The 21,861-nt window shown below is 64.3% G+C and carries 26 protein-coding genes; 13 read left to right on the top strand and 13 right to left on the bottom strand.

Features of this window, described 5'->3' with window-relative positions; genetic code table 11:
- The first annotated feature begins 45 nt into the window (after positions 1-45).
- From nthA to IB267_RS05155, 3 genes are read left to right on the top strand one after another with little or no spacing between them, the layout of a single operon-like run.
- Positions 46-690, top strand: coding sequence for a nitrile hydratase subunit alpha (gene nthA / locus IB267_RS05165; protein ID WP_192446685.1), 645 nt, complete (start codon positions 46-48; stop codon positions 688-690).
- Positions 687-1,346, top strand: coding sequence for a nitrile hydratase subunit beta (gene nthB, locus IB267_RS05160; RefSeq protein ID WP_192446684.1), 660 nt, complete (start codon positions 687-689; stop codon positions 1,344-1,346). Before nthA ends, nthB begins: the two co-directional genes overlap by 4 nt.
- Entirely contained in the window at positions 1,315-1,704 is a 390-nt protein-coding gene (locus IB267_RS05155) for a nitrile hydratase accessory protein (RefSeq protein WP_192446683.1), read from the top strand. Before nthB ends, IB267_RS05155 begins: the two co-directional genes overlap by 32 nt.
- A 130-nt stretch (positions 1,705-1,834) precedes the next feature.
- Here the strand turns inward: IB267_RS05155 and IB267_RS05150 are convergent, their stop codons facing one another.
- Together IB267_RS05150 and IB267_RS05145 are read right to left on the bottom strand one after the other, a co-directional pair.
- On the bottom strand, positions 1,835-2,725 hold the full coding sequence (locus IB267_RS05150) for an SDR family oxidoreductase (protein WP_192446682.1): 891 nt from the start codon (positions 2,723-2,725) through the stop codon (positions 1,835-1,837).
- 54 nt (positions 2,726-2,779) lie between these two features.
- A complete protein-coding gene (locus IB267_RS05145) occupies positions 2,780-3,433 on the bottom strand; it encodes an O-methyltransferase (protein ID WP_192446681.1) in 654 nt (217 codons plus the stop codon).
- Positions 3,434-3,523: 90 nt separating this feature from the next.
- On the opposite strand from IB267_RS05145, the gene IB267_RS05140 reads away from it, so the two are divergent.
- Positions 3,524-4,159, top strand: a complete 636-nt coding sequence (locus tag IB267_RS05140) for a TetR family transcriptional regulator (RefSeq protein ID WP_192447183.1) — start codon at positions 3,524-3,526, stop codon at positions 4,157-4,159.
- Between the two features lie 145 nt (positions 4,160-4,304).
- Here the strand turns inward: IB267_RS05140 and IB267_RS05135 are convergent, their stop codons facing one another.
- The 6 genes from IB267_RS05135 to IB267_RS05110 form a co-directional block, all read right to left on the bottom strand.
- Positions 4,305-5,138 carry an anti-sigma factor gene (locus IB267_RS05135; RefSeq protein ID WP_192446680.1) on the bottom strand — a complete coding sequence of 278 codons (834 nt, stop codon included), beginning with the start codon at positions 5,136-5,138 and terminating at the stop codon, positions 4,305-4,307.
- Positions 5,135-5,686: an RNA polymerase sigma factor gene (locus IB267_RS05130; protein ID WP_034792734.1), complete on the bottom strand. Its 552-nt coding sequence runs from the start codon at positions 5,684-5,686 to the stop codon at positions 5,135-5,137. Before IB267_RS05130 ends, IB267_RS05135 begins: the two co-directional genes overlap by 4 nt.
- Positions 5,670-6,047 carry a hypothetical protein gene (locus tag IB267_RS05125; protein WP_192446679.1) on the bottom strand — a complete coding sequence of 126 codons (378 nt, stop codon included), beginning with the start codon at positions 6,045-6,047 and terminating at the stop codon, positions 5,670-5,672. Before IB267_RS05125 ends, IB267_RS05130 begins: the two co-directional genes overlap by 17 nt.
- 354 nt (positions 6,048-6,401) lie before the next feature.
- On the bottom strand, positions 6,402-6,824 hold the full coding sequence (locus IB267_RS05120) for a hypothetical protein (RefSeq protein WP_192446678.1): 423 nt from the start codon (positions 6,822-6,824) through the stop codon (positions 6,402-6,404).
- Positions 6,825-6,870: 46 nt separating this feature from the next.
- On the bottom strand, positions 6,871-7,959 hold the full coding sequence (locus IB267_RS05115) for an AbrB family transcriptional regulator (protein ID WP_192446677.1): 1,089 nt from the start codon (positions 7,957-7,959) through the stop codon (positions 6,871-6,873).
- 100 nt (positions 7,960-8,059) lie between these two features.
- A complete protein-coding gene (locus IB267_RS05110; protein WP_192446676.1) occupies positions 8,060-8,353 on the bottom strand; it encodes a hypothetical protein in 294 nt (97 codons plus the stop codon).
- 8 nt (positions 8,354-8,361) lie between these two features.
- On the opposite strand from IB267_RS05110, the gene IB267_RS05105 reads away from it, so the two are divergent.
- Complete coding sequence (locus IB267_RS05105; RefSeq protein WP_043624159.1) at positions 8,362-9,489, top strand: ATP-dependent RecD-like DNA helicase; 1,128 nt, start codon at positions 8,362-8,364, stop codon at positions 9,487-9,489.
- Positions 9,490-9,738: 249 nt separating this feature from the next.
- Complete coding sequence (locus IB267_RS05100) at positions 9,739-10,242, top strand: glyoxalase superfamily protein (RefSeq protein ID WP_192446675.1); 504 nt, start codon at positions 9,739-9,741, stop codon at positions 10,240-10,242.
- 22 nt (positions 10,243-10,264) lie between these two features.
- Here the strand turns inward: IB267_RS05100 and IB267_RS05095 are convergent, their stop codons facing one another.
- The 3 genes from IB267_RS05095 to IB267_RS05085 all read right to left on the bottom strand — a co-directional run bounded on the left by IB267_RS05095 (position 10,265) and on the right by IB267_RS05085 (position 13,376).
- A complete protein-coding gene (locus IB267_RS05095) occupies positions 10,265-10,939 on the bottom strand; it encodes an MnmC family methyltransferase (RefSeq protein WP_192446674.1) in 675 nt (224 codons plus the stop codon).
- A gap of 252 nt (positions 10,940-11,191) precedes the next feature.
- Positions 11,192-11,866: a MerR family transcriptional regulator gene (locus IB267_RS05090; protein ID WP_043624165.1), complete on the bottom strand. Its 675-nt coding sequence runs from the start codon at positions 11,864-11,866 to the stop codon at positions 11,192-11,194.
- Positions 11,867-12,263: 397 nt separating this feature from the next.
- Positions 12,264-13,376, bottom strand: coding sequence for a hypothetical protein (locus IB267_RS05085; protein WP_192446673.1), 1,113 nt, complete (start codon positions 13,374-13,376; stop codon positions 12,264-12,266).
- A gap of 473 nt (positions 13,377-13,849) precedes the next feature.
- Between IB267_RS05085 and IB267_RS05080 the strand changes: the two genes are divergently transcribed.
- The 4 genes from IB267_RS05080 (at position 13,850) to IB267_RS05065 (ending at position 17,557) form a co-directional block, all read left to right on the top strand.
- Positions 13,850-14,602, top strand: coding sequence for a pyridoxine 5'-phosphate synthase (locus tag IB267_RS05080; protein ID WP_192446672.1), 753 nt, complete (start codon positions 13,850-13,852; stop codon positions 14,600-14,602).
- 25 nt (positions 14,603-14,627) lie between these two features.
- Positions 14,628-15,284 (top strand): histidine phosphatase family protein, encoded by a 657-nt coding sequence (locus IB267_RS05075; protein ID WP_192446671.1) that lies wholly within the window; start codon positions 14,628-14,630, stop codon positions 15,282-15,284.
- Between the two features lie 97 nt (positions 15,285-15,381).
- A complete protein-coding gene (locus tag IB267_RS05070) occupies positions 15,382-16,176 on the top strand; it encodes a class I SAM-dependent methyltransferase (RefSeq protein WP_192446670.1) in 795 nt (264 codons plus the stop codon).
- 166 nt (positions 16,177-16,342) lie between these two features.
- Positions 16,343-17,557 carry a multidrug effflux MFS transporter gene (locus IB267_RS05065; protein WP_192446669.1) on the top strand — a complete coding sequence of 405 codons (1,215 nt, stop codon included), beginning with the start codon at positions 16,343-16,345 and terminating at the stop codon, positions 17,555-17,557.
- A 105-nt stretch (positions 17,558-17,662) separates the two neighbouring features.
- Here the strand turns inward: IB267_RS05065 and IB267_RS05060 are convergent, their stop codons facing one another.
- The gene (locus IB267_RS05060) at positions 17,663-18,046 is read right to left on the bottom strand and encodes a VOC family protein (RefSeq protein WP_192446668.1); all 384 of its coding nucleotides are present in this window, start codon (positions 18,044-18,046) and stop codon (positions 17,663-17,665) included.
- 205 nt (positions 18,047-18,251) lie between these two features.
- Positions 18,252-19,136 carry an NmrA family NAD(P)-binding protein gene (locus tag IB267_RS05055; RefSeq protein ID WP_192446667.1) on the bottom strand — a complete coding sequence of 295 codons (885 nt, stop codon included), beginning with the start codon at positions 19,134-19,136 and terminating at the stop codon, positions 18,252-18,254.
- A 202-nt stretch (positions 19,137-19,338) separates the two neighbouring features.
- Here IB267_RS05055 and IB267_RS05050 point away from each other — a divergent pair, with 202 nt between their 5' ends.
- The 3 genes from IB267_RS05050 to IB267_RS05040 all read left to right on the top strand — a co-directional run bounded on the left by IB267_RS05050 (position 19,339) and on the right by IB267_RS05040 (position 21,861).
- The gene (locus IB267_RS05050) at positions 19,339-19,743 is read left to right on the top strand and encodes a helix-turn-helix domain-containing protein (RefSeq protein ID WP_060605391.1); all 405 of its coding nucleotides are present in this window, start codon (positions 19,339-19,341) and stop codon (positions 19,741-19,743) included.
- A gap of 392 nt (positions 19,744-20,135) precedes the next feature.
- The gene (locus IB267_RS05045) at positions 20,136-21,416 is read left to right on the top strand and encodes an NAD(P)/FAD-dependent oxidoreductase (protein ID WP_192446666.1); all 1,281 of its coding nucleotides are present in this window, start codon (positions 20,136-20,138) and stop codon (positions 21,414-21,416) included.
- 52 nt (positions 21,417-21,468) lie between these two features.
- Complete coding sequence (locus tag IB267_RS05040) at positions 21,469-21,861, top strand: glyoxalase/bleomycin resistance/dioxygenase family protein (protein ID WP_192446665.1); 393 nt, start codon at positions 21,469-21,471, stop codon at positions 21,859-21,861.

The following is a 21,861-nucleotide window of genomic DNA, read 5'->3' as shown; positions in this document are numbered from 1 at the left end:
TCTGCAGTAGAAGTGGCAGCGAATTCCCGGCGGAGGAGCCAGGCAATGTCCGAACACCATCACGGCCATGATCATCACGACCATGATCACCACCACGACAACCACTTCACCGACATGGAAGCGCGGGTGAAGGCGCTGGAAACGGTGCTGACGGAGAAGGGGTTGATCGACCCGGCGGCGATCGATGCGATCGTCGAGACCTATGAGACGAAGATCGGCCCGCGCAACGGCGCGCGTGTGGTCGCCAAGGCCTGGGTCGATCCGGATTTCGCCGCGTGGCTGAAGCGCGATGCGACGGAAGCGATCGCCAGCCTCAGCTATACCGGCCGGCAGGGCGAGCATATGCGCGCCGTGTTCAACACCGCCGATACCCATAACCTCGTCGTCTGCACGCTCTGTTCCTGTTACCCCTGGTCGGTGCTCGGGCTACCGCCGGTCTGGTACAAGGCGCCGCCCTATCGCTCGCGCGCGGTCATCGATCCGCGTGGGGTGCTCCAGGAATTCGGCCTGAGCCTGCCTGAAACGACGCGCATCCGCGTCTGGGATTCGACCGCAGAGCTCAGATATCTGGTGATCCCCGAACGCCCGGCAGGGACCGATGGCTTCGGCGAGGACGAGCTTGCAGCGCTGGTCACGCGCGACGCGATGATCGGCACGGGCCTTGCCCTTTCCGCGGAGGCGCTTCGATGAACGGTCCGCACGATCTCGGCGGTGCCCACGGCCTCGGCCCGGTGGCGCCGGAAAAGGACGAGCCCTATTTCCACGGCGAATGGGAAAAGCGGGCGCTCGGCGTCACGCTGTCCTGCGGCGCCTTCGGCGCGTGGACGATCGACGAAAGCCGGCATGCGCGCGAAAGCCTGCCGCCGGCGACCTATCTGTCGGCGAGCTATTACGAGATCTGGACCCGCGCGCTGGAAACGCTGTTGAAGCGCCACGGCTTCGTGACCCAGGCCGAGCTCGATGGCGGCCACAGGCTGGAGCAGGGGGCAAGCCCGAAGCGTGTCCTGAAGGCCGACATGGTGGCGGGCGTGCTGGCCAAGGGTGGCCCCTGCGATCGGCCTGTCGATGCCGCCCCACGCTTTGCTGTCGGCGACCGGGTGAGGACGAAGAACTTCAATCCGGAGACCCATACGCGCCTGCCGCGCTATGCTCGCGCCAAGCTCGGCCGGGTCGAGGCGGTGCAGGGCGCCTTCGTCTTTCCTGACGACAACGCCCATGGTCGCGGCGAAAATCCGCAATGGGTCTACACAGTCGTTTTCGATGGGCCGGAGATCTGGGGCGAGGGCGCCGACCCGACGCTGACGGTGTCGATAGATGCCTGGGAGAGCTACCTTGAGCACGTGTAAGGTGACATCGCCGCTCGTCGCCTCGGCCGAACTGCCGAAGTCGCCGGAGGGCGATCCGGTCTTTGCCGAGCCCTGGCAGGCCAACGCCTTCGCCATGACGGTGCGCCTGCACGAAAAGGGCGTGTTCTCCTGGCCGGAATGGGCAGAAGCGCTTTCGGCAGAACTCTACAAGCCCGGCCGCAAGGCCGATGCCAGCGACTATTACGACTGCTGGGTGGCAGCCCTTTCACGCCTCGTCACCGAGCTTTCGCTCGCTTCCGGCCGCGAACTGGACGACCTGACACTCAGCTGGCAACGCGCGGCCGAGGCAACGCCGCACGGGCAACCGATCGTCAGAGAGAACGATCCGCTGCGGTAGTCCCTTTGCCAAAGACTTCTCAGACCTGCCCCTCGTCCTAATCTCCCCGCTTGCGGGGAGAAGGTAGTCGGTAGACCGGATGAGGGCCAGCCCACAAGGCTTCGCGCAGCGTGAGGCGCCGTCCGTTCTTTCATGCGTAATAGGACGGCTGATCCAGGTCAGCGAGCAGGCCGGGGCCGACGGGGCGCCACCCGAGTACGGCGCGGGTCTGGGCGCTGGACGCGGCCATGTTGCCGCCGGCCATGCCGGCAAACCAGCCGAAATGCGCGCGCGGGCGGGCTTCGACCGGCAGGCCGAGACGTCGACCGACGACCTCGGCGATCTGCCGGAACGGGACCCTTTCGTCCGCCACGGCGTGGTAGACGCTTTCGGTCGTGCCACTTTCAAGCGCAAGCCGATAGACGCGTGCTGCATCGTCCCGGTAGACGCCCGACCAGCAGTTGGCGCCGTCATCGAGATAGGCCGAAACGCCGGTCTGGCGCGCCAGGCGCACGAGGATGGGGATGAAACCGTGATCGCCGAGGCCGTGAACCGAAGGTGCGAGCCGGACCGTTGCCGCCCGAACACCACGCTCCGCAAGGGCACGGGCGGCGGCTTCGGATTTGCGCGGCACGGCGGCATTGGGGCGATCGGTTTCCGTCGCGCCGGGCGGCAGCCCGGCTAGACCGGAGGTTACAAGCAGCGGCCGATCCGACCCGGCGAGAACCTCGCCCAGAAGCGCGATGACGCGCTGATCCTCGGCCGAACTTTCCAAAAAACTGGAAAAATCCTGGTCGAGCGGGCCGTGGACGAAGTCGTGCCGGAAGGCCGTGTGGATGACGGCATCGGCTTGGCCAGCGGCCCGCTGCAGGATCGCCGCGGACTGAAGGCCGCCTTCGACGACCGAAGCCCCGGTTGCGGCCAGCGCCACGGCCTTTTCGCTGGAGCGCGCCAGGCCGGACACCCTGTGCCCCGCCGCGATCAGGTCCCTCACCACGGCGGACCCGACCCAGCCGGTCGCGCCCGTTACGAATACATGCATTGCTGTTCTCCTTGATTGGGCGGACCACGCGGGTCCGTGAGGCGATGGCGCCGCTCAGGCGAGGCGCATCGTCACTTCGATGTCGTCGGCAAATGGCGTCGACAGGTAGGTGCCGGGGGCCGAGCGGATGTAGTCGAGATATTCGGGGCAACTGTCGGCATCGTCGGCGATGATCAGGGCGCCCGGGCGCAGGCGAGGCTCGATCAGCTTGAAGACCTCGAGGTAGATCGTTTTTGCCCCGTCGAGCAGCACCAGGTCGATTGCATCGGGAAGGTCGGCGAAAGTCGTCAGCGCGTCGCCTTGCCGGATCTCGACGAGATCGTCGAGACCGGCTGACGCGAGGTTCTGTCCGGCCCGCGCCACCTTCGCCGGTTCGAATTCGCTGGTGATCAGCTCGCCGCCGCCATTGTCGCGCAGCGCCGCTGCCAGAAAGAGCGTCGAGATGCCGAAGGACGTTCCGAACTCGACGATCCTTTGGGCGCGGCTCGCGCGGGCGAGCATGTAGAGGAGGTTGCCGGTCTCGCGCGAAACCGGCAACCACAGGTCCTTCAAGAGCCCGTAGAGCTGCAGATATTCGGTCTTGCTGTGCAGCAATCGTTCGCGTTCGCCTGCGGGCAGTTGCGCGACTGCGGGGCTGGTTGCGGCATCGGCCTCGTCGAACAGGCGGTCGAGAAGGCCCTTGAGAGGCTGGCTGGTGAGCGTTGTCATCGGATGTTCCTTCGTTTTCGATGGCTTGCGTTCACGAAGAAAAATACGAATAATTCGTCGCATTCGCTAATCGCATTGCAGGCGCTGCCAATGGCCAATAGATCAAGTGTCCGTATTTCTTCACGAAAAGCGCCCAAGCAGGCGCGCTCGAACGAGCTGGTGAGGGCCATTCTCCAGGCTGCTGTTCAGGTTTTGGAGGAGGAGGGCGCGCAGCGTTTTACCACCGCTCGCGTGGCGGAACGGGCGGGTGTCAGCGTCGGGTCGCTGTACCAGTATTTTCCCAACAAGGGCGCGATCCTGTTTCGCCTGCAAAGCGATGAGTGGCGGCAGACGTCGGGGCTGCTGGCGACGATCCTTCGCGATGGCTCGCGCGCGCCGCTCGATCGGCTGCGGTCCCTGGTTCACGCCTTCCTGCGCTCGGAATGCGAGGAAGCGGCCGTTCGGGTCGCCCTGGGCGACGCGGCACCTCTTTATCGCGATGCGCCCGAAGCCCGGGAAGCCAAGGAGGCTAACGACCCGCTCATCGACCGGTTCATGATCGAGCTTCTTCCGAGCGCACCCGGCGACATCAGGGAACGTGCCGGCGACCTGATCATGACCACGATGACCACGGTGGGGAAGGATTTTTCTGGAACGGCGCGCAGCGATGCGGAGATCGAGGCCTATGCGGATGCGATGGCCGACATGTTCTCGGCCTATCTAGTGGCGAAGGGCGCCGGCACCTGATGCATCCCGAAAATTGTGAGCGTCCCGGCGATTTTGAGCGCAGGGCGTCTCGGGTCACGCAGGGTGAGACGAATGTGCGGGATCGACCGTAACTCTTTGAAATACCTTGCCGACAAAGCCTGATCGGCGTTGGCTGGGTTACCCCTCAGCTCTTCGTTGCCTCGCTCTTTTCGAACTGCCGGTAGCATTCATCCGCCACCTGCTGCAGCAGATCGCGTGGCACCTCGCCGGTAACGGCGTAGCCGAGCGGGCCGTCGATCCAGTAGAAGGTCTCGACGCCGTCGTTCTCGTCGATGCGGAACGAGGTTTCGCGGTTGTCGTCGTTGCGGCCGAGCAGCACCGTCAGCCGTCGGCCGGTGCCATCCTCATACATGAACATCGCGCCTGCCTTGCCGTTGACCGGCAGCAGCCGGCCGCCGACCAGCGAGAAGCCGAGCGAGGAGAGATCGGGGATCGAGAGCGGATGATCGAGGCGCTTGCCAAGCCAGGTCGCGAGATGGGTCTGGTCGTCGGCGCCGACCTCGACGGCATGGCGCACTTCGCTCGCATAGACCAGGAAGGCCGATTGCGCCTGGCGCGGCAGGCTGTCGGCCGTCTGCGTCGGCCGGGGGCTTTGCTCGGGTGCGAGCAAGGAGGGCGCGTAAAGGCCGGTGAGGCCGCCGGCCGCAAAGAGCACCAGGCCGGCGGCGACGGCGCGGGCGATGCTGGCAAACGATCGGGTGTCCTTGCCGGGATCCTGTTGCGGGCGTTCGCTGCCGTTGCTCAGAAGCAGAGCCCGGTCATCGGCGTCGCTGCGGGCATAGCCGGCAAAGAGCGCGCGCAACTCGACCGCCTGCGCCCGCCATTGCCGGACCTCGTCGGCCTGCGTGGGGTTTTGCTCGAGCCATTGCTCGATCCGCAACCGCTCGCGCGGGCCAAGGGCGCCGTCGACATAGGCGTGCAGGTCGTCTTCGGAGACGGTGTTGTGGCCTTCCGTCATTTCGGTCTCCGCATGCTGATCACATTGTCGTCCTTCATGGCTTCTGCAAGCTGGCGCCGCGCGCGCGACAGGCGCGACATCACGGTGCCGATCGGTATGGCCATCATCTCGGCCACGTCCTGGTAGCGGTATCCCTCGATCACCACGAGCATCAGCACCGAGCGGTTCTCGGTGGAAAGCCCGTTCAGCGCCCGTTCGAGCCTGGAGCGCTCCAGCGGGTCGCTCTCGTGGGTCTCGGCCTCAAGGCCCAGGTCCTCGTCCAGCGCCACCTGCGGGTGCATCGCCACATAGCGGTGCCGGTTGCGGCCGAGATTGGTCATGATGGTGAAGGCCCAGGCGCGCAGGTTCACGCCGCGCCACTGCGCGCGGCGCGAAAGCACCTTCTCCACGCAATCCTGCAACAGGTCCTCGCCATCCGGGTCCGAGCGCACCAGGCTGCGGGCATAGCGCCGCAGTGCCGGCACCAGGGCCAGCACATCCTCTTCGAACCGGTCGGAGGCGGGGGGTGCCCCCGCATCCTCGTTGCCGCCGTTACGGCTTGGCGACATTCCATTCGCCCTTCTTCATGCCGTCGCCGGTCATGTCACCCATCTTCTTGTCCTTGATGAAGAAGTAGAGTGGCATGCCGTCCTTGGCCCATTGCTTCTTGCCGTCCTTGCGCTCGACGACCGTATAGGCACCATCTGCCTTGGCGCTGGCTTCCGCGAAGAAGGGCGGCCAGTTCTTGGCGCAATCGTCGTAGCACATGGACGCGCCGCCATGATCGTCCTTGTAGGTGTAGAGCGTCATGCCGTTTTCTCCGGCCAGCACCTTGCCCTTGGCGGTCTCGACTTCCTTGACCGGCGGCGCGGCGAAAGCCGTTACGCTGGCCGCAAGCAGCATGGCGATCGTCAGTGGAAACGTTCTCATGGCAATTGTCCTTCCTCAAGATGGTTTTCCTGTCCGGAAACGGGCGAAAAGCCTCCTCGTCCCGTTTCCGCGGGAGCCGCATGGTGCAGATCCAACCGTAAGACACGGCAAGCACAGGATTTATTCCCGGAGAACGGGCGGAAGTTTCGGTTGGCCTTGTCTCCGCTCGGGCCATAGGACGCAACCGGCCACGCGACGTTCATCGCGTGGCCGGTCCATGAACAATCGGCCGAGCTGCCACGCGTGCGGCTGACCAAGGAGGCGGTCTCCACCGTGATGGCGCGCTTCGCTGCGCGCTCGGCGGAAAACGCCTGAGCATCGCGGACGTTTTTCGTGATGGCGCGGCCGATGGTGCTAGCCGGCCGGTTTCCAAGGGGCATCAGAACGGCGAACGTCCTGGAAGCCGGTTTCCAGCTGTCGCAGAACCGTCTCGTCATCCGTGGTGATTTCGTAAAATGTGCTGTCGATGGCGCGAACGATGATCCAGGGTCTGTCCGGGGCGCTCGGCAGGAAACCGGTAAACTCTCCCCAGATGACTTGCAGAACGTCTTGCGCAGCGGCGGCGAGCTGCCGGCCCTCGACCATGCTGCCGGACTGGGCCCAAGTCTCGAGAACGTCGCCGCCGGGGCCGGTGGCATCGAACCATTGATAGCCTGCGTCGACCGCGGAAACTTTCCACGACGCGCCCAGCGAGCGCCGTACGAGGCGTTGCAGGATGTCGCGCAGTTCGAAGGGAAGCGCGGCTCCCGGAGGTCCGTAGATTCTGAGCGTCTTCACCTGTGTCCTCCCGGCAGCGCATTGGAAACGTGCCGGGCCAGCATCGTCAAGCCCGGTCGGCGACGAAGCGGGCGAGCGTCGGGCCGATCATGGTGATGATCAGCAGGCGGGCGGTCTGCAGCGCCATGACGAAGGAGAGGTCGACATTGCTCGAGGCGGCGATGACGGCGATCGAATCGAGCCCGCCGGGGCTGGTGGCGAGATAGGCTGTCAGCGGATCGATGCCGACGACCTTGATCAAAAGCAGGGCGAGCAGGCCGGAGAACGAGATCAGCACGACGATCGAGATGATCGTCGGCACCAGCGCGCGGCGGGCATGGATGAGGATCTGGCGGGTAAAGCCAAGGCCGATGTTCCAGCCGAGCATGGCAAAACACATCGCCAGCAGCCATTGCGGCAGCGCGGTGGTCATGACGCCCGAGACATTGAGCACGGCGCCGAGAAGGAAGGGCAGCAGGAAGGCGCCGGCGGGCACGCGCAGGAAGCGGCCGGCGAGCGCTGCGCCCAGCCCGACGGCGATGGTCTCGAGGAAGAGCAGGCCATCGATCGGCGCGAACCAATGGGTGGTCTGCTCGATTTCGGCGCCGGTGACCCACATATGCGCAACCACGGTCGCGGTGCTGGCGACGAAGATCACGCGCAGATACTGCATGAAGGCGACGAGGCGCGCATCGGCGCCATAGGCGTCGGCCATCAAGAGCATGGTCGAGGCGGCGCCCGCCGACGAGCCCCAGATCGCCGTCGTGCCCGGCAGGATGCGCATGCGGGTGATCACCCAGCCGCAGAGCGTGCTGACGGCGATGACCGAGAGAATGACGGCGAGAAACAGCGGCCAGTTGCCGGAGAAGGTGACGAGCATGCCGGGCGTCATGGCGCCGGCAATCATCATCGCCAGGATGAATTGCACGCAGAAGAACAGCTGGCGCGGCAACCGGATGGTGCCGCCATTCATGCCGACGAGCACGGCGGCCAGCATCGGGCCCATGAGCAGCCCGGCGGGAAGGCCGATGAATTCGAAAAACGCGGCAAGGACGATGGAGACCGCCAGCAGCAGGCTCCATTGCAGCCAGGGCGCGAGCCGACCGATGCCGACCTTGTCCGGGGTGGGCGGCGCAGCTGGCTTGTCGGTTTTCACGGGCACTCTCCGGCATGACCCGGAAAGGCGGGAACGGCCATCGGGGCCGGCCTTGACGGGCTTAGAGCGATGGTCTTCGCCAGCAGGAGCGCGGGCGCCATCACGTCACGCTCGTTAGCAACAATGCGGCGTTGCATTCAAGGGGCAGAGCCAGAAAGTGCCACAGGATCGACAGCGGGGAATACAAACGCCATGCGGCCAGGCGGCGAAATGAGAAAAAAACGTGAACAAATTCCGCCGGCCGAAAGCCCTGCTGCCAGGCGCGGTAACGAGGCGCGACCTTGATTTTACGGGCAATTTTGCGCGCGGCGGTGAAGCTTGCGAAGCTGGCGGCTCCTCGCCCTCCGGCAGGGCCGCAATTCCGGGCTTGCGTGTGCGGCCCGAATCCTGACACTCAGCCTCATGCAATTCGCACCGCAACAGGACGAGGCCCTGAAGGCCGTTTCGCAATGGCTGAAAGAGGGCCGCTCGCCGCTCTTCCGGCTGTTCGGCTATGCCGGTACCGGCAAGACGACGCTGGCCCGGCACTTTGCCGAGCATGTCGATGGCGACGTGCTGTTTGCCGCCTTTACCGGCAAGGCCGCGCAGGTGCTGCGCTCCAAGGGTGCGAGCAACGCCAAGACGATCCACTCGCTGATCTACCGGCCGCGCGGCGAAGAAGAGGTTTCCGACGAGGAAACCGGCAAGACCTCGATCGCGCCGATGTTTGCGATCAACCGCCAGAGCCCGGTCGCCAAGGCGGCGCTGATCATCGTCGACGAATGCTCGATGGTGGACGAGGCGCTCGGCAAGGACCTGATGAGCTTCGGCACGCCGATCCTGGTGCTCGGCGACCCCGGCCAGTTGCCGCCAGTTACGGGCGGCGGCTTCTTCACCAACCAGGAGCCGGATTACCTGCTGACGGACATTCACCGCCAGGCGCGCGACAACCCGATCATCCAGCTGGCGATGCAGGTGCGCGAAGGCAAGGAAATCATGCACGGGGACTACGGCACCACGCAGGTGATCGGTCGCGGCCAGGTCAACCAGGAACTGGTGCTCGAAGCCGACCAGGTGCTGGTCGGCACCAACAAGACCCGCCGGCGCTACAACCAGCGCCTTCGCGAGCTGAAGGGGTTCACCAGCGACTACCCGCAATCCGGCGACAAGCTCGTCTGCCTCAGGAACGATCCGGCCAAGGGCCTGCTCAACGGCTCGCTCTGGCAGGTGATGAGCTCGTCGAAGGAGACGGTAAAGCCTGGCATCAACCTGATGATCCGGCCGGAAGACGACGACATGGACCGGGGTGCTGCCAAGATCAAGCTCCTGAAGGCGGCCTTCGAGGATGTCGAGGGCGAGATCCCCTGGACGACGCGCAAGCGCTACGACGAGTTCGACTACGGCTATGCGCTGACGGTGCACAAGGCGCAGGGCTCGCAGTGGAACAATGTCGTGCTCTTCGACGAAAGCTGGGCGTTTCGCGATACCCGCGAACGCTGGCTCTATACCGCGATCACGCGGGCGGCAGAGCGACTGACGATCGTTCGCTAGGCGGGGCGGATCCCTGAGGAAGGGTGGCGCCGTTCGCACGCAGCTCGCGTGTCGCGCGCGGGCCGTTGGCTTCATTGACATTCCAGATTCGGCCTATACTAATTCGTGACGGCCTTGTGTTGCCCGCCGCTCACGCCACGTTTGGTATGGTGAAAACACCTGTGTGATACCCCCCGTTCGACTTCCAGCCCTTGGGCCGTCGGTCAGCAATGTGAGCTCTGACATTTGGTTGCCCCTGGAGGAACTGGAATGCTTAGAACCGCTGGTATCAAAAGCATGGCGAAAGCCCTGCGACAGGCGCTCAGTGATCGCAAGATGGACCTGTCGCACAGCGACTGCCTGGAATTGATTGCAAAGCAATTTGGGGTGAAAGATTGGAACGCGCTTTCCGCAGCGGTCGGCCAGGATGCGGGCGACAAGCCGCTTCTTTTCTCGGCCGAGGGCAATGAGATTAAGCTTCATCGCACGACGCAAAGGCTGGATGTCAACGATACCGACCTGGCGGGATCACGTTTCAACGACGCCAATCTGTCGGCAACATCGTTCAATCAGATCAATTTTTCCGGCGCCAAGTTCAACGACAGCAACATGACGGGCTGGTACGTCAACGACGTTAATCTGTCCGGAGCGCAATTCCAGAATATCAATCTCTCCGGGGCGGCCTTTTCCAACTGCCGCATCGCCGGCGTTACGCTCGACGGGGTGCCGCTCGAAGAGATTGTCGAGGCCTATCGAAAATCGCAGGTGATCTGATCTGCCAAATGAGCCGGATGCGCTAGCGCTTCGTCGCCATCCAAATCATGTGGCGGGCGCCGCCGCGTTTGCCGTTGGCGCGCACGTTCACCTCGTCGGTGGCAAAGCCGACTTCGCGCAGGCGGCGCGTGAAGGCGCTGTCGGGGGCAGACGACCAGACCGAAAGCACGCCGCCGGGCCGAAGGGCGGCTTGCGCGGCGCGAAGGCCGGTGTGGCTGTAGAGGCTGTCGTTGGAAGGGCGCGTCAGGCCATCAGGGCCATTGTCGACATCGAGCAGGATGGCGTCATAGGCCGCCTTCTTCGAGCGGATCAGAGCGCCGACATCGCCGACATGGATGTCGACGCGGGGATCGTCGAGCGTGCCCTTGTGCAGATCGGCCATGGGGCCGCGCGCCCAGTCGACGACGGCCGGAACCAGTTCGGCGACGGTCACGCGGGCATCGTCCGGCAGCACGCCGAGGGCCGCGCGCAGGGTGAAGCCCATGCCAAGGCCGCCGATCAGCATGCTCAGGTTTTTCCGGCCGGCGATGCGCTCATGGGCGAGTGTCGCCAGTGCTTCTTCCGATCCGCTCAGCCGGCTGTTCATCAGCTCGTTCGAGCCGAGCATGATCGAGAATTCCTGCCCGCGCTGCTTCAGGCGCAGCTCGTCGCCGTCGCCGGGAATGGTTGCGCGGTCCAGCTCTATCCAGGGAAGCATCGGGGTCTCTCATCCGTGTTGTTCAGGCGCCCTCGTAACACGCGCATGGTGATCACGACACCGCAATGTCTGTCGTTCAAGTGAATTGTGCCGCGCGGACCGGTAAACTGTTCGGCGCGCCTTACGGTGGCAGGCTCGCGGGAAGGGGCTGCGGGAAAGCTTCGCGAACGACCCGATGAGCAGCTCAACCTCGTCCCGGTGACGCACGAGGATGCTGACGGCAAGGCATCGGGAGCAGCTGTCGTGTTCGCGCTATTCCGCCGAGATCATGCCTGAAAGCACAGCCTTGGCTATCGCCTGGAAGCGGTTGTTGGCGCCGAACTTGCGGATGATGCCGGCCTCGAGGGTGAGCGCTGCCGCTACGTCCATGTCCATCAGCCCGGCGATGCGCGCCGCCGGATAACCGTCGGCCATGAAGGTCAGGCATTCGCTTTCGATCGGCGATAGGTGGACATGGCCGTCCTCGTCGGTGGCTTCGCCTCCGTCGGTGGTTTCGAGCAGTTCGGTGATGCGCTGCATCTGCCGGCGCAGGTTGGCCTGCTGGGCGGCGAGTTCGCGCCTTCGGGCAAGCAGGGCGTCGCGAAACAGCTTGTCCGCTTCGGCCTGCTCCTCGGTGCCCGCAAGGGCAGTCAGCAATTCCAGGATGGTCGAGATCGGCATGTCGATCTCGCGGCAGGCATTGATGACCGCCATGCGGCGAATGTGATCTTCGTTGTAGACCCGCATCGGTCCCATGCGGGCGGCGGTCAGGAGCCCCTTTTCCTCGTAGAAATGCAGCGTGCGATGGGTGACGCCGAAGGCGTCGGCCATGTCGGCGATCGCCAGCGGCGTGGTGGGGTCGTGGTGGGGAAGCGGCAGGTCCGGCAGAAAGCCGACACGATCGGGCGCGGCCAGCACGCCCTCGAATTTCCAGTGGTCTCGCGGCATGTCGAAGGTCCCCGGTCTACAGCCTGCGCGTCTTTCGGCGCGCTGTTTCTGCATCTTCCTGAATCGAGACCGACCCAGGGGTGCGCGCAATCCGCGTCCGGAAGCGGTGGCGATCGCCGGGTCTCAAAGGTGCGGACGGATCCGCGCGGTGAGGCACTCGTTGATCGTCAACGACAATACCTGCTGCTCGGTTGGGGCACCTCCGCGCGCAAGGCACGGTTTACTCAGGACATCGATGCTTGCCTGACGAGCACCCAGGCACCCATTCCCAACGCATGCGTGTACCGTATACGCGAATCGCTAATATGACCAGTCTTTAGTAAGGCGGGTGAGTATGCTGGACCGCGGGTCCGCAGCCGCTTCATGCGGGCCGCTCTTGCCGGCCCGCCGGGCACGTTCAGTGTCCGATCACCTTGAGCGGGCTGTTGGCGCTGAGGATGAATAGCGGCTCGTCGCCGCGCAGCGGCGAGAGTTTCTGCTGGCAGGACCAGGCGGTCTCGAAGGTGTCGCGGGTAAGGTGCTTGCGATAGCGCTGGGTAGCGGCCATGCAGCCCATCAGCGGGCTTTCGATCTGCTCTTCGCGGGCGTGATTGTAGATCTCGCCATCGAGCGAAAACAGTTCGGCGGCGAGCGACATGCTCTCGAAAAGCAGGTCCGGCTCGGTCTCGAGCCGCTTCCAGGTGATGAAGTCCTGGCGCAACGGCACAGTCTCGCCGTCATGGGAGAGCGTGACGCGAATGCCCTGGGCAGGCGCCTCGTACCAGGTCACCTGCACGGTGAAGGAGAGGGCGGAGTTGCGCGAAACGGGGCGGCCGGTGTCGCCGTCGGTGGCGCGCGCCAGTGTCTTGTGACGCTGGGCGGCAAGCCGAAGCGCCGTGGCGAAGGCCTTCGCATCGCTGTTTTCGGCGCCGCTGAGCTTCACGGTGACGGCGGGGAGCACCCGCTCGGTGGCGTGGCGGGCGTTGAAGAGTTTGGCCTGGGCGTCGAGGTCCAGCGTCATTTCCTGCGACGGCATCGGCGCAAAGAGCAACAGCGGCAGGACGCTCAGAACGGAGAGCGGCGAAGAGAGCGGCGCCGGCGGCCAGGCGGGGCGATGCCCGGCAAAGCGTCGCTTGGCCGGCTTCGGCTGGCGCGACGCGGGGGCGACCGTTTCGGCCACTTCCGTCCGCGCGTGGCGGTATTCCGGAACGTAGGTGCCCTTCGGGATGGCGATGCGCCATTCCTCGTCGGCGCCGTCGCCCTCGTAAAAGGCCTTGAGCAGCTTGCGCAGCTTGCCGGCATGCACGCGCACCAGCGGGTCGCTATCGGCGTTGAAGGCCTGCGGCCGGTCGAAGACGTCGATGGCGATCGAGTAGCCCTTGAGCTGATGGCCTTCGCCGATCATCTCTTTTTCGACGACATAGGAAAGAAACGCCCGCAAGCGCTCGGAACGCGCGAAAGCCTTGCTTTCGAGGATGCGACGGAGGGTCCGCCGTATCGTCTCATCGCAGGGTCTTTCGACCGTCGTCATCGGTGCTTGCTCCAGTGTCATGTGATCTGAAAATCTATGAAAGCGATCGCGGCTTAGGCCAGGGCCATTCGATCTGATTCGGAAATTTAAGGCCAAAAGAAGTGGTTGTCAGGGGTGATAGACGCCAAATTTGAGTTTTTTCTGAAATAAACGTAAAAATTGCGTCCTTAATCCCTGTGACAGATCGTAGCGGTGACCGCTCACCCGGAGCCGACGTGCCGTCGGCGCGAAGGTTTCGTTCCGGTGATTGAGCTTTCCTGCATATTAGAGAGATCGATTGTCAAGATTCGATCAAGACAAGGCGGGCAAATGCACTGCGCGCCATTGCCGCGGCCATTGCATTGGTACTCCTTGGAATTGCTGCATAATCCCGACCTCAAACCGTTTCTGCTTTCGTTAAATATGCAGTAGAACATTGCATCCACATTGCCCGCATCGGGCCGTGAGCGGCCCCGCCTCTGGAAAGTTCAGACATGCCTGCAAAACTGTCCGTGAATCTGAATGCCGTCGCAATGCTTCGCAACCGGCGCGATCTGCCCTGGCCGTCCGTCACCGCGCTCGGGCGCATCGCGCTCGAAGCCGGCGCCGCCGGTCTGACGGTGCATCCCCGGCCGGATCAGCGCCATGTCCGCTTTTCCGACCTGCAGCCGATCCGCGACCTGATCGACGGTGCATTCCCGGCGACGGAGTTCAACATGGAAGGCTACCCGAACGAGGAGTTTCTCGGTCTCGTCGAAGCGCACCGGCCGGAGCAGGTGACGCTGGTGCCGGACGATCCGGCGCAGGCGACCTCCGACCACGGCTGGGATTTCCGCAAAAACCACAATCTGCTCGGCAATGTCGTTGGCCGGCTGAAGAAGAAGGGCTTTCGTGTCTCGCTGTTTGCCGATGGCGACGAGGACATGGAAGCGCTGCGCATCGCCAGAGAAACGGGTGCGGACCGCATCGAGCTCTACACTGGCCCCTATGGCGGCTGCTATGACGATCCGGAGAAAGCCGAGAAGATCGCCGGCGAACTCGGCCGTACGGCGGCGATGGCGGCCGAGCTCGGTCTCGACGTCAATGCCGGCCACGACCTGACGGTCGCCAACCTGCCGCTGCTTGCAAAACACATTCCGAACCTTGCCGAAGTGTCGATCGGGCATGGCCTGACGGCGGACGCGCTGGAATACGGCATGGCCGAGACCGTGCGCCGCTTTCGCCGCGCCTGCGGCCAGGAGGTCTGAACAAGAGGTCTGAAGCGCCTTCGCCATGAAGGAACTCTTCGTCGTCACTCACACGCAGTCCGTCCACCATGTCGAGAGCAGGGTGGGCGGCTGGTACGACACCGGCCTGACCGAGCGCGGCCGAAAGGATGCGGCGGCCACGGCCGAGCGTCTCGCGACCCTTGTGGGCAGGAGGCAGGTCGAGATCTTCAGCTCCGACCTCTTGCGCACTGCCGAAACGGCGGCGGCGATCGCCGCACGCCTTGCCGCGCCCGTGACGGAAACCGCCGCCCTTCGCGAAATCAGCTATGGCGTGGCCGGCGGCAAACCGCAGGCCTGGCTCGATGCGCGCTATACCGCGGCGCCTGACGACGACAGGCTGGATTATGATTGCGGCATCGAGGGTGCGGAAACTCGCCGCGACGTGGCGCTACGGGTCTACCCTTGCGTCGAAGCGATTGTGGCGAGGTCTTGCCCAACGCAGATCATCGTCACCCACGGCTTCACGCTGACGCTGGTGATGGCCGCCTGGATGAAGGTTCCGATCGAGGCCGCCGGTTTCTTGAGTTTCCCGGCGAAATCCGGAAGCATCACCCATCTGCGCGAGGATGATTTTTTCAGGAACCGAGCCGTCGTCAGCCTGGCGGATGCCACGCATCTGCGGCTTCAGGCCGAAGGCGGTAGTGTCGTTGCAAGCCATTGATCAGGAAGAGTATTTTCAGGGATGACAGGGGTGGTTTGCGGCTGGCCTCATCTCGATGAGAAGCCGCCGAAGCGGACAATCGATCGAGGAGGTCGAGGTGACGTCACTGACAACGGGCAATGCAAAACAGTACGGCAACAGCCAAAACCTCGCAGCACGAGCGCGTCTTGCATCCCAGTACACCGTATCTGATCGCCCGTGGTTCCCGTGGATCGCAAGCCACCTTCCCTTGAAGGCCGGCGACAGGATCGTGGATGTCGGTTGCGGTCCAGCATGGTTTTGGGAGGCGGTGACGGACGCCGTCCCTCGCGATCTCGATCTCACCCTGACGGATCTATCTCAAGGCATGGTCGATGAAGCCATGAAACGCTGTGCGCCGTTGCCGTTCGGGTCGGTGAATGGCGGGGTGGCGGATGCGGCGGCGTTGCCGTTCGAGGATGAGCGTTTCGACGGCGTTGTCGCCATGCACATGCTCTATCACGTGGCCGATCCCGTCGCGGCGGTCGCCGACATGTTTCGCGTTCTGAAGCCTGGAGGTTTCCTGGCGGTCACGACCAACGGCACGAACAATATGCGCCGCCTCTACGAATTGACGACGACATTCGGTGGAACACCTTATGATCCGGCCGCTGCCGCCTTCGGGTTCACGCACGCCGAGGCGCTGCTTCAGGAGCGGTTTGGAAATGTTAACTGCTACATTCATCCCGCCCATATGGAAGTGACCGATCCGAACGACGTGTACCTGGCCTTGACCTCCTTTCCCCCTGGAGACCAAGCCGCAGACGATCAACTTTCTACCTTCAAGGAAGCGATCCACTCTGCCTTCGCTGAAGGCGGCGGCGTATTGAAAGTGCAGAAGGAAAGCGGCCTGTTTCTTGCCGTCAAAGACTAGACCTGCATTTCGATGGTCGGGTGGTTGATGCGGTAGCGTCTTGTTTTCACGCGCTTCCTGGCGGGAAAGTGCTCAAAAACTTTGCGGAGAAATCTTGCGATGGCCGCACCCATCTTGCGGCAAGACTGCTATAGGTTGCGCCTCAGTTCTCCCAAATGTGCGGCCAATGACATCTCCCACCAGTTTTCGCGAGCGCATCGTTCTCTATGCGCTTTTGACATCGCTGACCTCGATCAGCATCGACGCGCTGTTGCCGGGACTGCGCCAGATCGGCGCCGATGTCGGCGTCGCGCCGCCGCTTTCCACCCAGCATGTGATTTCACTGTTCATCCTCGGCATGGCGTTCGGCGAGCTTTTGCTCGGGCCGCTTTCCGATGCAATGGGGCGGAAGAGGGCGCTGGTCCTGGGTCTTGGCGTCTATGCGCTCGGAACGGTCATCGCCATGGTGGCGGGCTCGCTCGAAATGGTCATCTTCGGCCGGTTTCTTCAGGGCGTCGGCGTCTCCGGGCCGAAGATCGCGACGAGGGCGATGATCCGCGACCAGTTCGAGGGTGACGCCATGGCCCGCGTCATGTCGTTCATGTTCACGCTGTTCATTCTCGTGCCGATGCTGGCGCCGACATTGGCGCAGGGGATCATCACTGTGGCCGGCTGGCGCAGCATCTTTGCCGTCTATCTCGCGGCGGCGGGCGTTCTCGGCCTCTGGCTGGTGATGCGGCAGCCGGAAACATTGCCGGCCGACAAACGCATTCCCTTTCGCCCGCGGCTTCTCGTGTCGAACGGGCGGCGCATCCTGTCGCATCGGCGGGTAGCCTTGCTGATCGTTGCGACCGGGCTCGTCTTCGGCGCGCAGCTTCTCTATCTGAGCACGGCGGCTGACCTCTTCTTCGACGCCTACGGGATCGGCGAGACCTTTCCGCTCTACTTTGCCATGTTGGCGACGGGCATCGGGCTGGCCTCGTTCCTTAATGCCAAGCTCGTGCAGCGCTTCGGCGCGGAGGCGATGGCGCGCCGGGGTTTTGTGGGCCTGGCCGCCGCCGGCCTGGCGATGCTCGTGGCCTCGCTCTACTGGGGCGGGCGGCCGCCGCTTGCGGTGCTGCTGATGCTCGGCTTTGCCGCCTTCTTTGCGGTCGGCGTGCTGTTCGGCAATCTCAACGCCATGGCCATGCGTTCCCTGGGGCAGGTGGCAGGTCTCGGCGCGTCGCTGATCGCCTCCGGCTCCAGCCTCGTGGCGACCGTGTTTTCGGTCGCGGTGGGGGCCTTCTACGATGGCACGACGCTCAACCTTTCGGCCGGCTTCTTTCTCGCCGGCATCGGCGCGCTCGTTCTGGCCGAGCTGGCGCTAAGGGCCGATGCTTCGCCGGTGGAGGCCATCCGCTAGGGAGCGGCAAACGCTGCCAAGCCCTCGTGGTGGCATCAACGTCCCATGCCGTTGTGCCCGGCGCTTCGGATGCCGGTTAAAGTATCCCGCCAAGGCAGCTAAGGGCTAACCGTTATAGACGACGGAGATCTTGTTTCCGGCGGGATCGCGCATGTAGGCGGCGTACCAGTGCGGCCCATAATGCGGCCGCGGATTGGGGGCGCCCTCATCCGTTCCGCCATTGGCCATGCCCGCCTGGTAGAAGGCATCGACGTCCTGACGGGACTGGACCATGAAGCCGACCATCGAGCCATTTCCAGCGCTTGCCGGCTCGTTGTTGAAGGGCTTGCAGACCCATAAGACGGGACCATTGCCGGTTCCGCCTTCGGAATAGGCACGCCAGTCCGGAAATTCCGTGTGCGTCTTCCAGCCGATCGTCGCCAAGGCGGCATCGTAGAAGGCATTGGATCTGGCGGAATCCAAAGCACCGACGGTCAGATAAACGCTCATGATGTCCCCTTTTTTGAAGCGGTGAAGCCTGGAGAATTCATAGAGCGAATACGTGAACAAATCAAGAACAAATAATGCGGGCGACCATGGCGAGGATTGTCTCGCCGCAGGACGGGCGCCTGGTGCCAGCCCGATGCCGACAGGATGGCAAATCGTTTCAAGAGCCCGGCGCAAACGGCCGGGCTCCCGCCGGTTGGCTTATCGCTTAGCCCGCAAGTCGCGCTTTGCTCGCTTCGAGGAAGGTGGCGAGCGTCACCGGCGTTGCGCCGGTCAGCGCTGTGACATCTCTCGTCACCATGTCGATGTGGCCCCCGCGGGTGTTGGCGTCGAAGGAGACGACGATCGGGATCAGGAAGTCCGGCAGCCCGGCGCTCTTCAGGCCACCTGCAAGCGCCTCGTCGGAGATGTGCACGACATTGAGCGGCTTGCCGGTCGCCTTGGCGACGAGGGCGGCAATCTCGTCCGTCGAGCGCAGTTCGCCGCCAGTCAGCGTGTAGGTTTGGCTCTCGCCGGTGGAGGAAGCAAGGGCTGCGGCTGCGGCCTTGGCGGCATCGGCGCGGGCGATGTGGGCGAGGCGGCCTTCGCCCGACGAGGAATACCATTGCCCGGTCTCAAGCGCATGCGGCAGCGCCATGAACAGGTTCTCCATGTACCAGCCGTTGCGCAGGATGGTGTAGGGAATGCCTGTCGCCTTGATGGCGTTTTCGGTGCCGAGATGATCGGGTGCGAAGGGAATGACCGAGGTCTCCGGGCTCGGCATCGAGGTGTAGACGATGTGCTTGGCGCCGGCCTTCTTCGCGGCGGCGACGGCAGCAAGATGCTGCTTCAGTCGCTTGCCCGGCTGATCTAGCGCGTCGGTCGAGATGATCAGGATGCGGTCGGCGCCGGCGAAGGCCTGGTCGAGCGAAGCGGGTTCGTCGAAATCGGCGACGCGGGCCTGGACGCCCCTGGCGATGTAATCGGCGAGCTTGGCCGTGTCGCGGCTGGTGGCGATGATCCGGCTCGGTGCGACGCCGGACGCAAGCAACTGGTCGAGCACGAGCTTGCCGAGTTGGCCGGTTGCGCCGGTGACGAGCAATGTATCGGACATGGTCTTTACCTTTTCCTGTTTGGGCCGAGACGGAAAACGCGGGCGGAACGCCGCGGCGCAGGTCTCGCCGGCTCTTCATGCCGTCGCCTGGGAGATGCGTCGGCACATGGTCTCTTTTTGAGACTTGCTCTTATCCCGTAATCGCAGTAGGGCTGTAAAGGAGGCAGTTTTTTCTGCTGTGGTTACAAGAAGGGTACCGTCGATGAACAAGCCGACCGGGGACATGAAGGGCAAGCGCGTGGCGATCGTCTGCGGCGTGCCGATGGATATGGAAAACTGCCCGGTCCGCGACGTCATGGACAATATCGGCGGCAAGTGGAATTCGCTGATGATCCTGTCGCTCGCCGACGGCCCCTTGCGCTTCTCACAACTCCGCCGGCTGATCCCCGACATTTCCCAGCGCATGCTGACCCAGACGCTGCGCGACCTGCAGCGCGACGGCTACATCCACCGCACCGTCTACCCGACGCAGCCGCCGAGCGTCGAATATGCGCTGACCGATCTCGGCCGCTCGCTGCTCGGCCTGCTCAAGCATTTCGTCGATTGGTCGGTGGAAAACCACGGCGCCATCCGGGCCGCGCGCGAGGTCTATGACGCGGAGGGGTAGGGGCGATCGCTCTACTGTGCCTCGCTGGCGTGGGCGCGTTCGCGTGCCTGTGTCGCGCGCCTTGCTTATGTGTTTCCGACGATCGCTTGCGGGCTTGCGTCTCTCCTCGGGTTTAACCCGAGCACTAACCCTCTCTCCGCAGGCGGTGAGAGGGGACTTGTCCGCTGGTCCTGTTGGCGAACGGAGCCGCCGCGCTGGGGACGTCGAGGGTGTCGCTCGCTCACTTGCTGGGAGAAGGCGACCGACAGGCCACATGAGCGGCGGCCGTTCCTTTGCGGCATGACGCAACGTCGAGCGTCACGCGCGACGTCGTGTCCCGCTACCGTGACCTTGCTCTAGCACTTTGATTTTCCCTATAGTTTCGTCGATCATCCGCGTCACCTCGGGGAACCATGAAGACACTTCATATCGGCATAGCGGGCGCCGGCCCGGCGGGGCTGGCAGCGGCACTGATGCTGTCGCGGCGCGGCCATCGGGTGGACATCCTCGAACGTTTCGACGTGGCGTCGCCTGTCGGCTCCGGGTTGATGCTGCAGCCGACGGGGCTCACGGTCCTGAACACGCTCGGCCTGCTCGATCCTATTCTTGCGCTCGGCAGCCGGATCGACCGGCTCTATGGCGCCGATGCCAGATCCGGGCGCACCGTGCTCGACGTGCGCTATGACGCGCTTGCCGGTGGGCGCTTCGGGCTGGCAGTGCAGCGCGCGGCCCTGTTCAATACGATTCACGACGCCGTGGCCGCGGCCGGGCTGCCGGTCAAGACGGGTGTCACGCTGACCGATGTTCGCATGGCGGGCGGGAAGGCCGTGCTGCTGGATGCGCAGGGGCATGAGGCGGGCGCCTATGATCTGGTGATCGATGCGAGCGGCGCGCGCTCGGCGCTCGCTGCCGGTTCGACCGCCGCGCCCAAGGTGCGCGAGCTTGCCTATGGCGCCTTCTGGGCGACGCTCGACAGCGACGGTCTGAAGCATGATCCACATGCACTGGTGCAGCGCTACGACCGGGCGAAAGTTATGATCGGCATCCTGCCGGCGGGCCGCGCGCGGATGGGCGAGCGAGAGCGCGTCGCCTTCTTCTGGAGCCTCAGGGTAGCGGACGCGGAGGCGATACGGCAGGCCGGGCTCGACCGCTGGAAGGCGCGCATTCTCGACTACTGGCCGGATTGCGCGCCGTTGCTGCATCAGATCAGGGACTGGGAGCAGCTGACGCTCGCGCGCTATGCGCACCGCACGATGCGCCCGCCGGTCTGCGGCCGCATCGCCTTTGTCGGCGACAGCGCCCATTCGACGAGCCCGCAGCTCGGGCAGGGGGCGAACATGGCGCTGCTCGATGTCGCAGCACTTTCGCATGCGCTGGAGACGGCTGGCGATCTCGATACCGCACTTGCCAGCTATGCCGCCGCACGCCGCAACCACGTCACGCTGTTCCAGCTGCTGTCGCTTCTCTTCACGCCCTTCTACCAGTCGGACTCGACGGCTCTCGCCTGGCTGCGCGACCGGCTGGTGGCCACAGTCGCGCGCACCCCGCCGATGCAGGCGCTGCTCGCCTCGATCGTTTCCGGCACGCTGGTCGATCCGTTCAGGCTGGCGGGACTGGCCGAATGCGACTGGCAGGCAGTGGGGGGCGGCGCGGACGAGCGCGGCCAAGCGGCCGCCCCGGCGATTTCCACCTGAGACGGCCGCGAATCCTGTATCAAGGCGATCCGGATGGCGGATGGAGGGTTTGATGACGGACGGCGTGGCGGCCATTCTCGTGCATGTGGCCGATACGCAGGCGGGTCTTGCCTGGTATCAGCGCGCATTTCCTGACGCTGAACGCCGGTTTCTTGCCGCCTTTGATTTTGCCTATCTGCGGATCGGCGCGACCGATCTCGAGATCGTCCAGGCCGACGAGAAGGTGGCGAGCGGGGCTGCCGGTTCCGTCGTCTACTGGGCGGTCGCGGATCTCGATCGGGCCCTTGCCCATTTCGCAGCGCTCGGCGCGTTGCTCTATCGCGGGCCGCTGGCGATCCAGGAGCGGCTGTGGATGTGCCAGGTGCGCGACCCCTGGGGCAATTGCATCGGCCTTCGCGGGCCGCGCCCGGGAGAGGGCGGCATCGACAACGACGCGGCGCCCTGA

Origin of the sequence: Ensifer sp. ENS09, from assembly GCF_014852425.1 — a bacterium.
GTDB lineage: Bacteria > Pseudomonadota > Alphaproteobacteria > Rhizobiales > Rhizobiaceae > Ensifer.
Note: the sequence above shows the minus strand (reverse complement) of the source record. Positions and strands in the feature narration are given on the sequence as shown.

What these genes read in the sequence shown, in the direction of transcription:
- IB267_RS05095 (WP_192446674.1), bottom strand. Translation starts at nt 10,939, where the DNA reads ATGCTTCCCTGGATAGAGCTGGACCGCGCAACCATTCCCGGCGACGGC.
- IB267_RS05065 (WP_192446669.1), top strand. Translation starts at nt 16,343, where the DNA reads ATGACATCTCCCACCAGTTTTCGCGAGCGCATCGTTCTCTATGCGCTT.
- IB267_RS05100 (WP_192446675.1), top strand. Translation starts at nt 9,739, where the DNA reads ATGCTTAGAACCGCTGGTATCAAAAGCATGGCGAAAGCCCTGCGACAG.
- IB267_RS05135 (WP_192446680.1), bottom strand. Translation starts at nt 5,138, where the DNA reads ATGACGGAAGGCCACAACACCGTCTCCGAAGACGACCTGCACGCCTAT.
- IB267_RS05125 (WP_192446679.1), bottom strand. Translation starts at nt 6,047, where the DNA reads ATGAGAACGTTTCCACTGACGATCGCCATGCTGCTTGCGGCCAGCGTA.
- IB267_RS05050 (WP_060605391.1), top strand. Translation starts at nt 19,339, where the DNA reads ATGAACAAGCCGACCGGGGACATGAAGGGCAAGCGCGTGGCGATCGTC.
- IB267_RS05130 (WP_034792734.1), bottom strand. Translation starts at nt 5,686, where the DNA reads ATGTCGCCAAGCCGTAACGGCGGCAACGAGGATGCGGGGGCACCCCCC.
- IB267_RS05090 (WP_043624165.1), bottom strand. Translation starts at nt 11,866, where the DNA reads ATGCCGCGAGACCACTGGAAATTCGAGGGCGTGCTGGCCGCGCCCGAT.
- IB267_RS05085 (WP_192446673.1), bottom strand. Translation starts at nt 13,376, where the DNA reads ATGACGACGGTCGAAAGACCCTGCGATGAGACGATACGGCGGACCCTC.
- nthB (WP_192446684.1), top strand. Translation starts at nt 687, where the DNA reads ATGAACGGTCCGCACGATCTCGGCGGTGCCCACGGCCTCGGCCCGGTG.
- IB267_RS05045 (WP_192446666.1), top strand. Translation starts at nt 20,136, where the DNA reads ATGAAGACACTTCATATCGGCATAGCGGGCGCCGGCCCGGCGGGGCTG.
- IB267_RS05060 (WP_192446668.1), bottom strand. Translation starts at nt 18,046, where the DNA reads ATGAGCGTTTATCTGACCGTCGGTGCTTTGGATTCCGCCAGATCCAAT.
- IB267_RS05075 (WP_192446671.1), top strand. Translation starts at nt 14,628, where the DNA reads ATGAAGGAACTCTTCGTCGTCACTCACACGCAGTCCGTCCACCATGTC.
- IB267_RS05055 (WP_192446667.1), bottom strand. Translation starts at nt 19,136, where the DNA reads ATGTCCGATACATTGCTCGTCACCGGCGCAACCGGCCAACTCGGCAAG.
- IB267_RS05080 (WP_192446672.1), top strand. Translation starts at nt 13,850, where the DNA reads ATGCCTGCAAAACTGTCCGTGAATCTGAATGCCGTCGCAATGCTTCGC.
- IB267_RS05150 (WP_192446682.1), bottom strand. Translation starts at nt 2,725, where the DNA reads ATGCATGTATTCGTAACGGGCGCGACCGGCTGGGTCGGGTCCGCCGTG.
- IB267_RS05040 (WP_192446665.1), top strand. Translation starts at nt 21,469, where the DNA reads ATGACGGACGGCGTGGCGGCCATTCTCGTGCATGTGGCCGATACGCAG.
- IB267_RS05145 (WP_192446681.1), bottom strand. Translation starts at nt 3,433, where the DNA reads ATGACAACGCTCACCAGCCAGCCTCTCAAGGGCCTTCTCGACCGCCTG.
- IB267_RS05105 (WP_043624159.1), top strand. Translation starts at nt 8,362, where the DNA reads ATGCAATTCGCACCGCAACAGGACGAGGCCCTGAAGGCCGTTTCGCAA.
- nthA (WP_192446685.1), top strand. Translation starts at nt 46, where the DNA reads ATGTCCGAACACCATCACGGCCATGATCATCACGACCATGATCACCAC.
- IB267_RS05155 (WP_192446683.1), top strand. Translation starts at nt 1,315, where the DNA reads ATGCCTGGGAGAGCTACCTTGAGCACGTGTAAGGTGACATCGCCGCTC.
- IB267_RS05140 (WP_192447183.1), top strand. Translation starts at nt 3,524, where the DNA reads ATGGCCAATAGATCAAGTGTCCGTATTTCTTCACGAAAAGCGCCCAAG.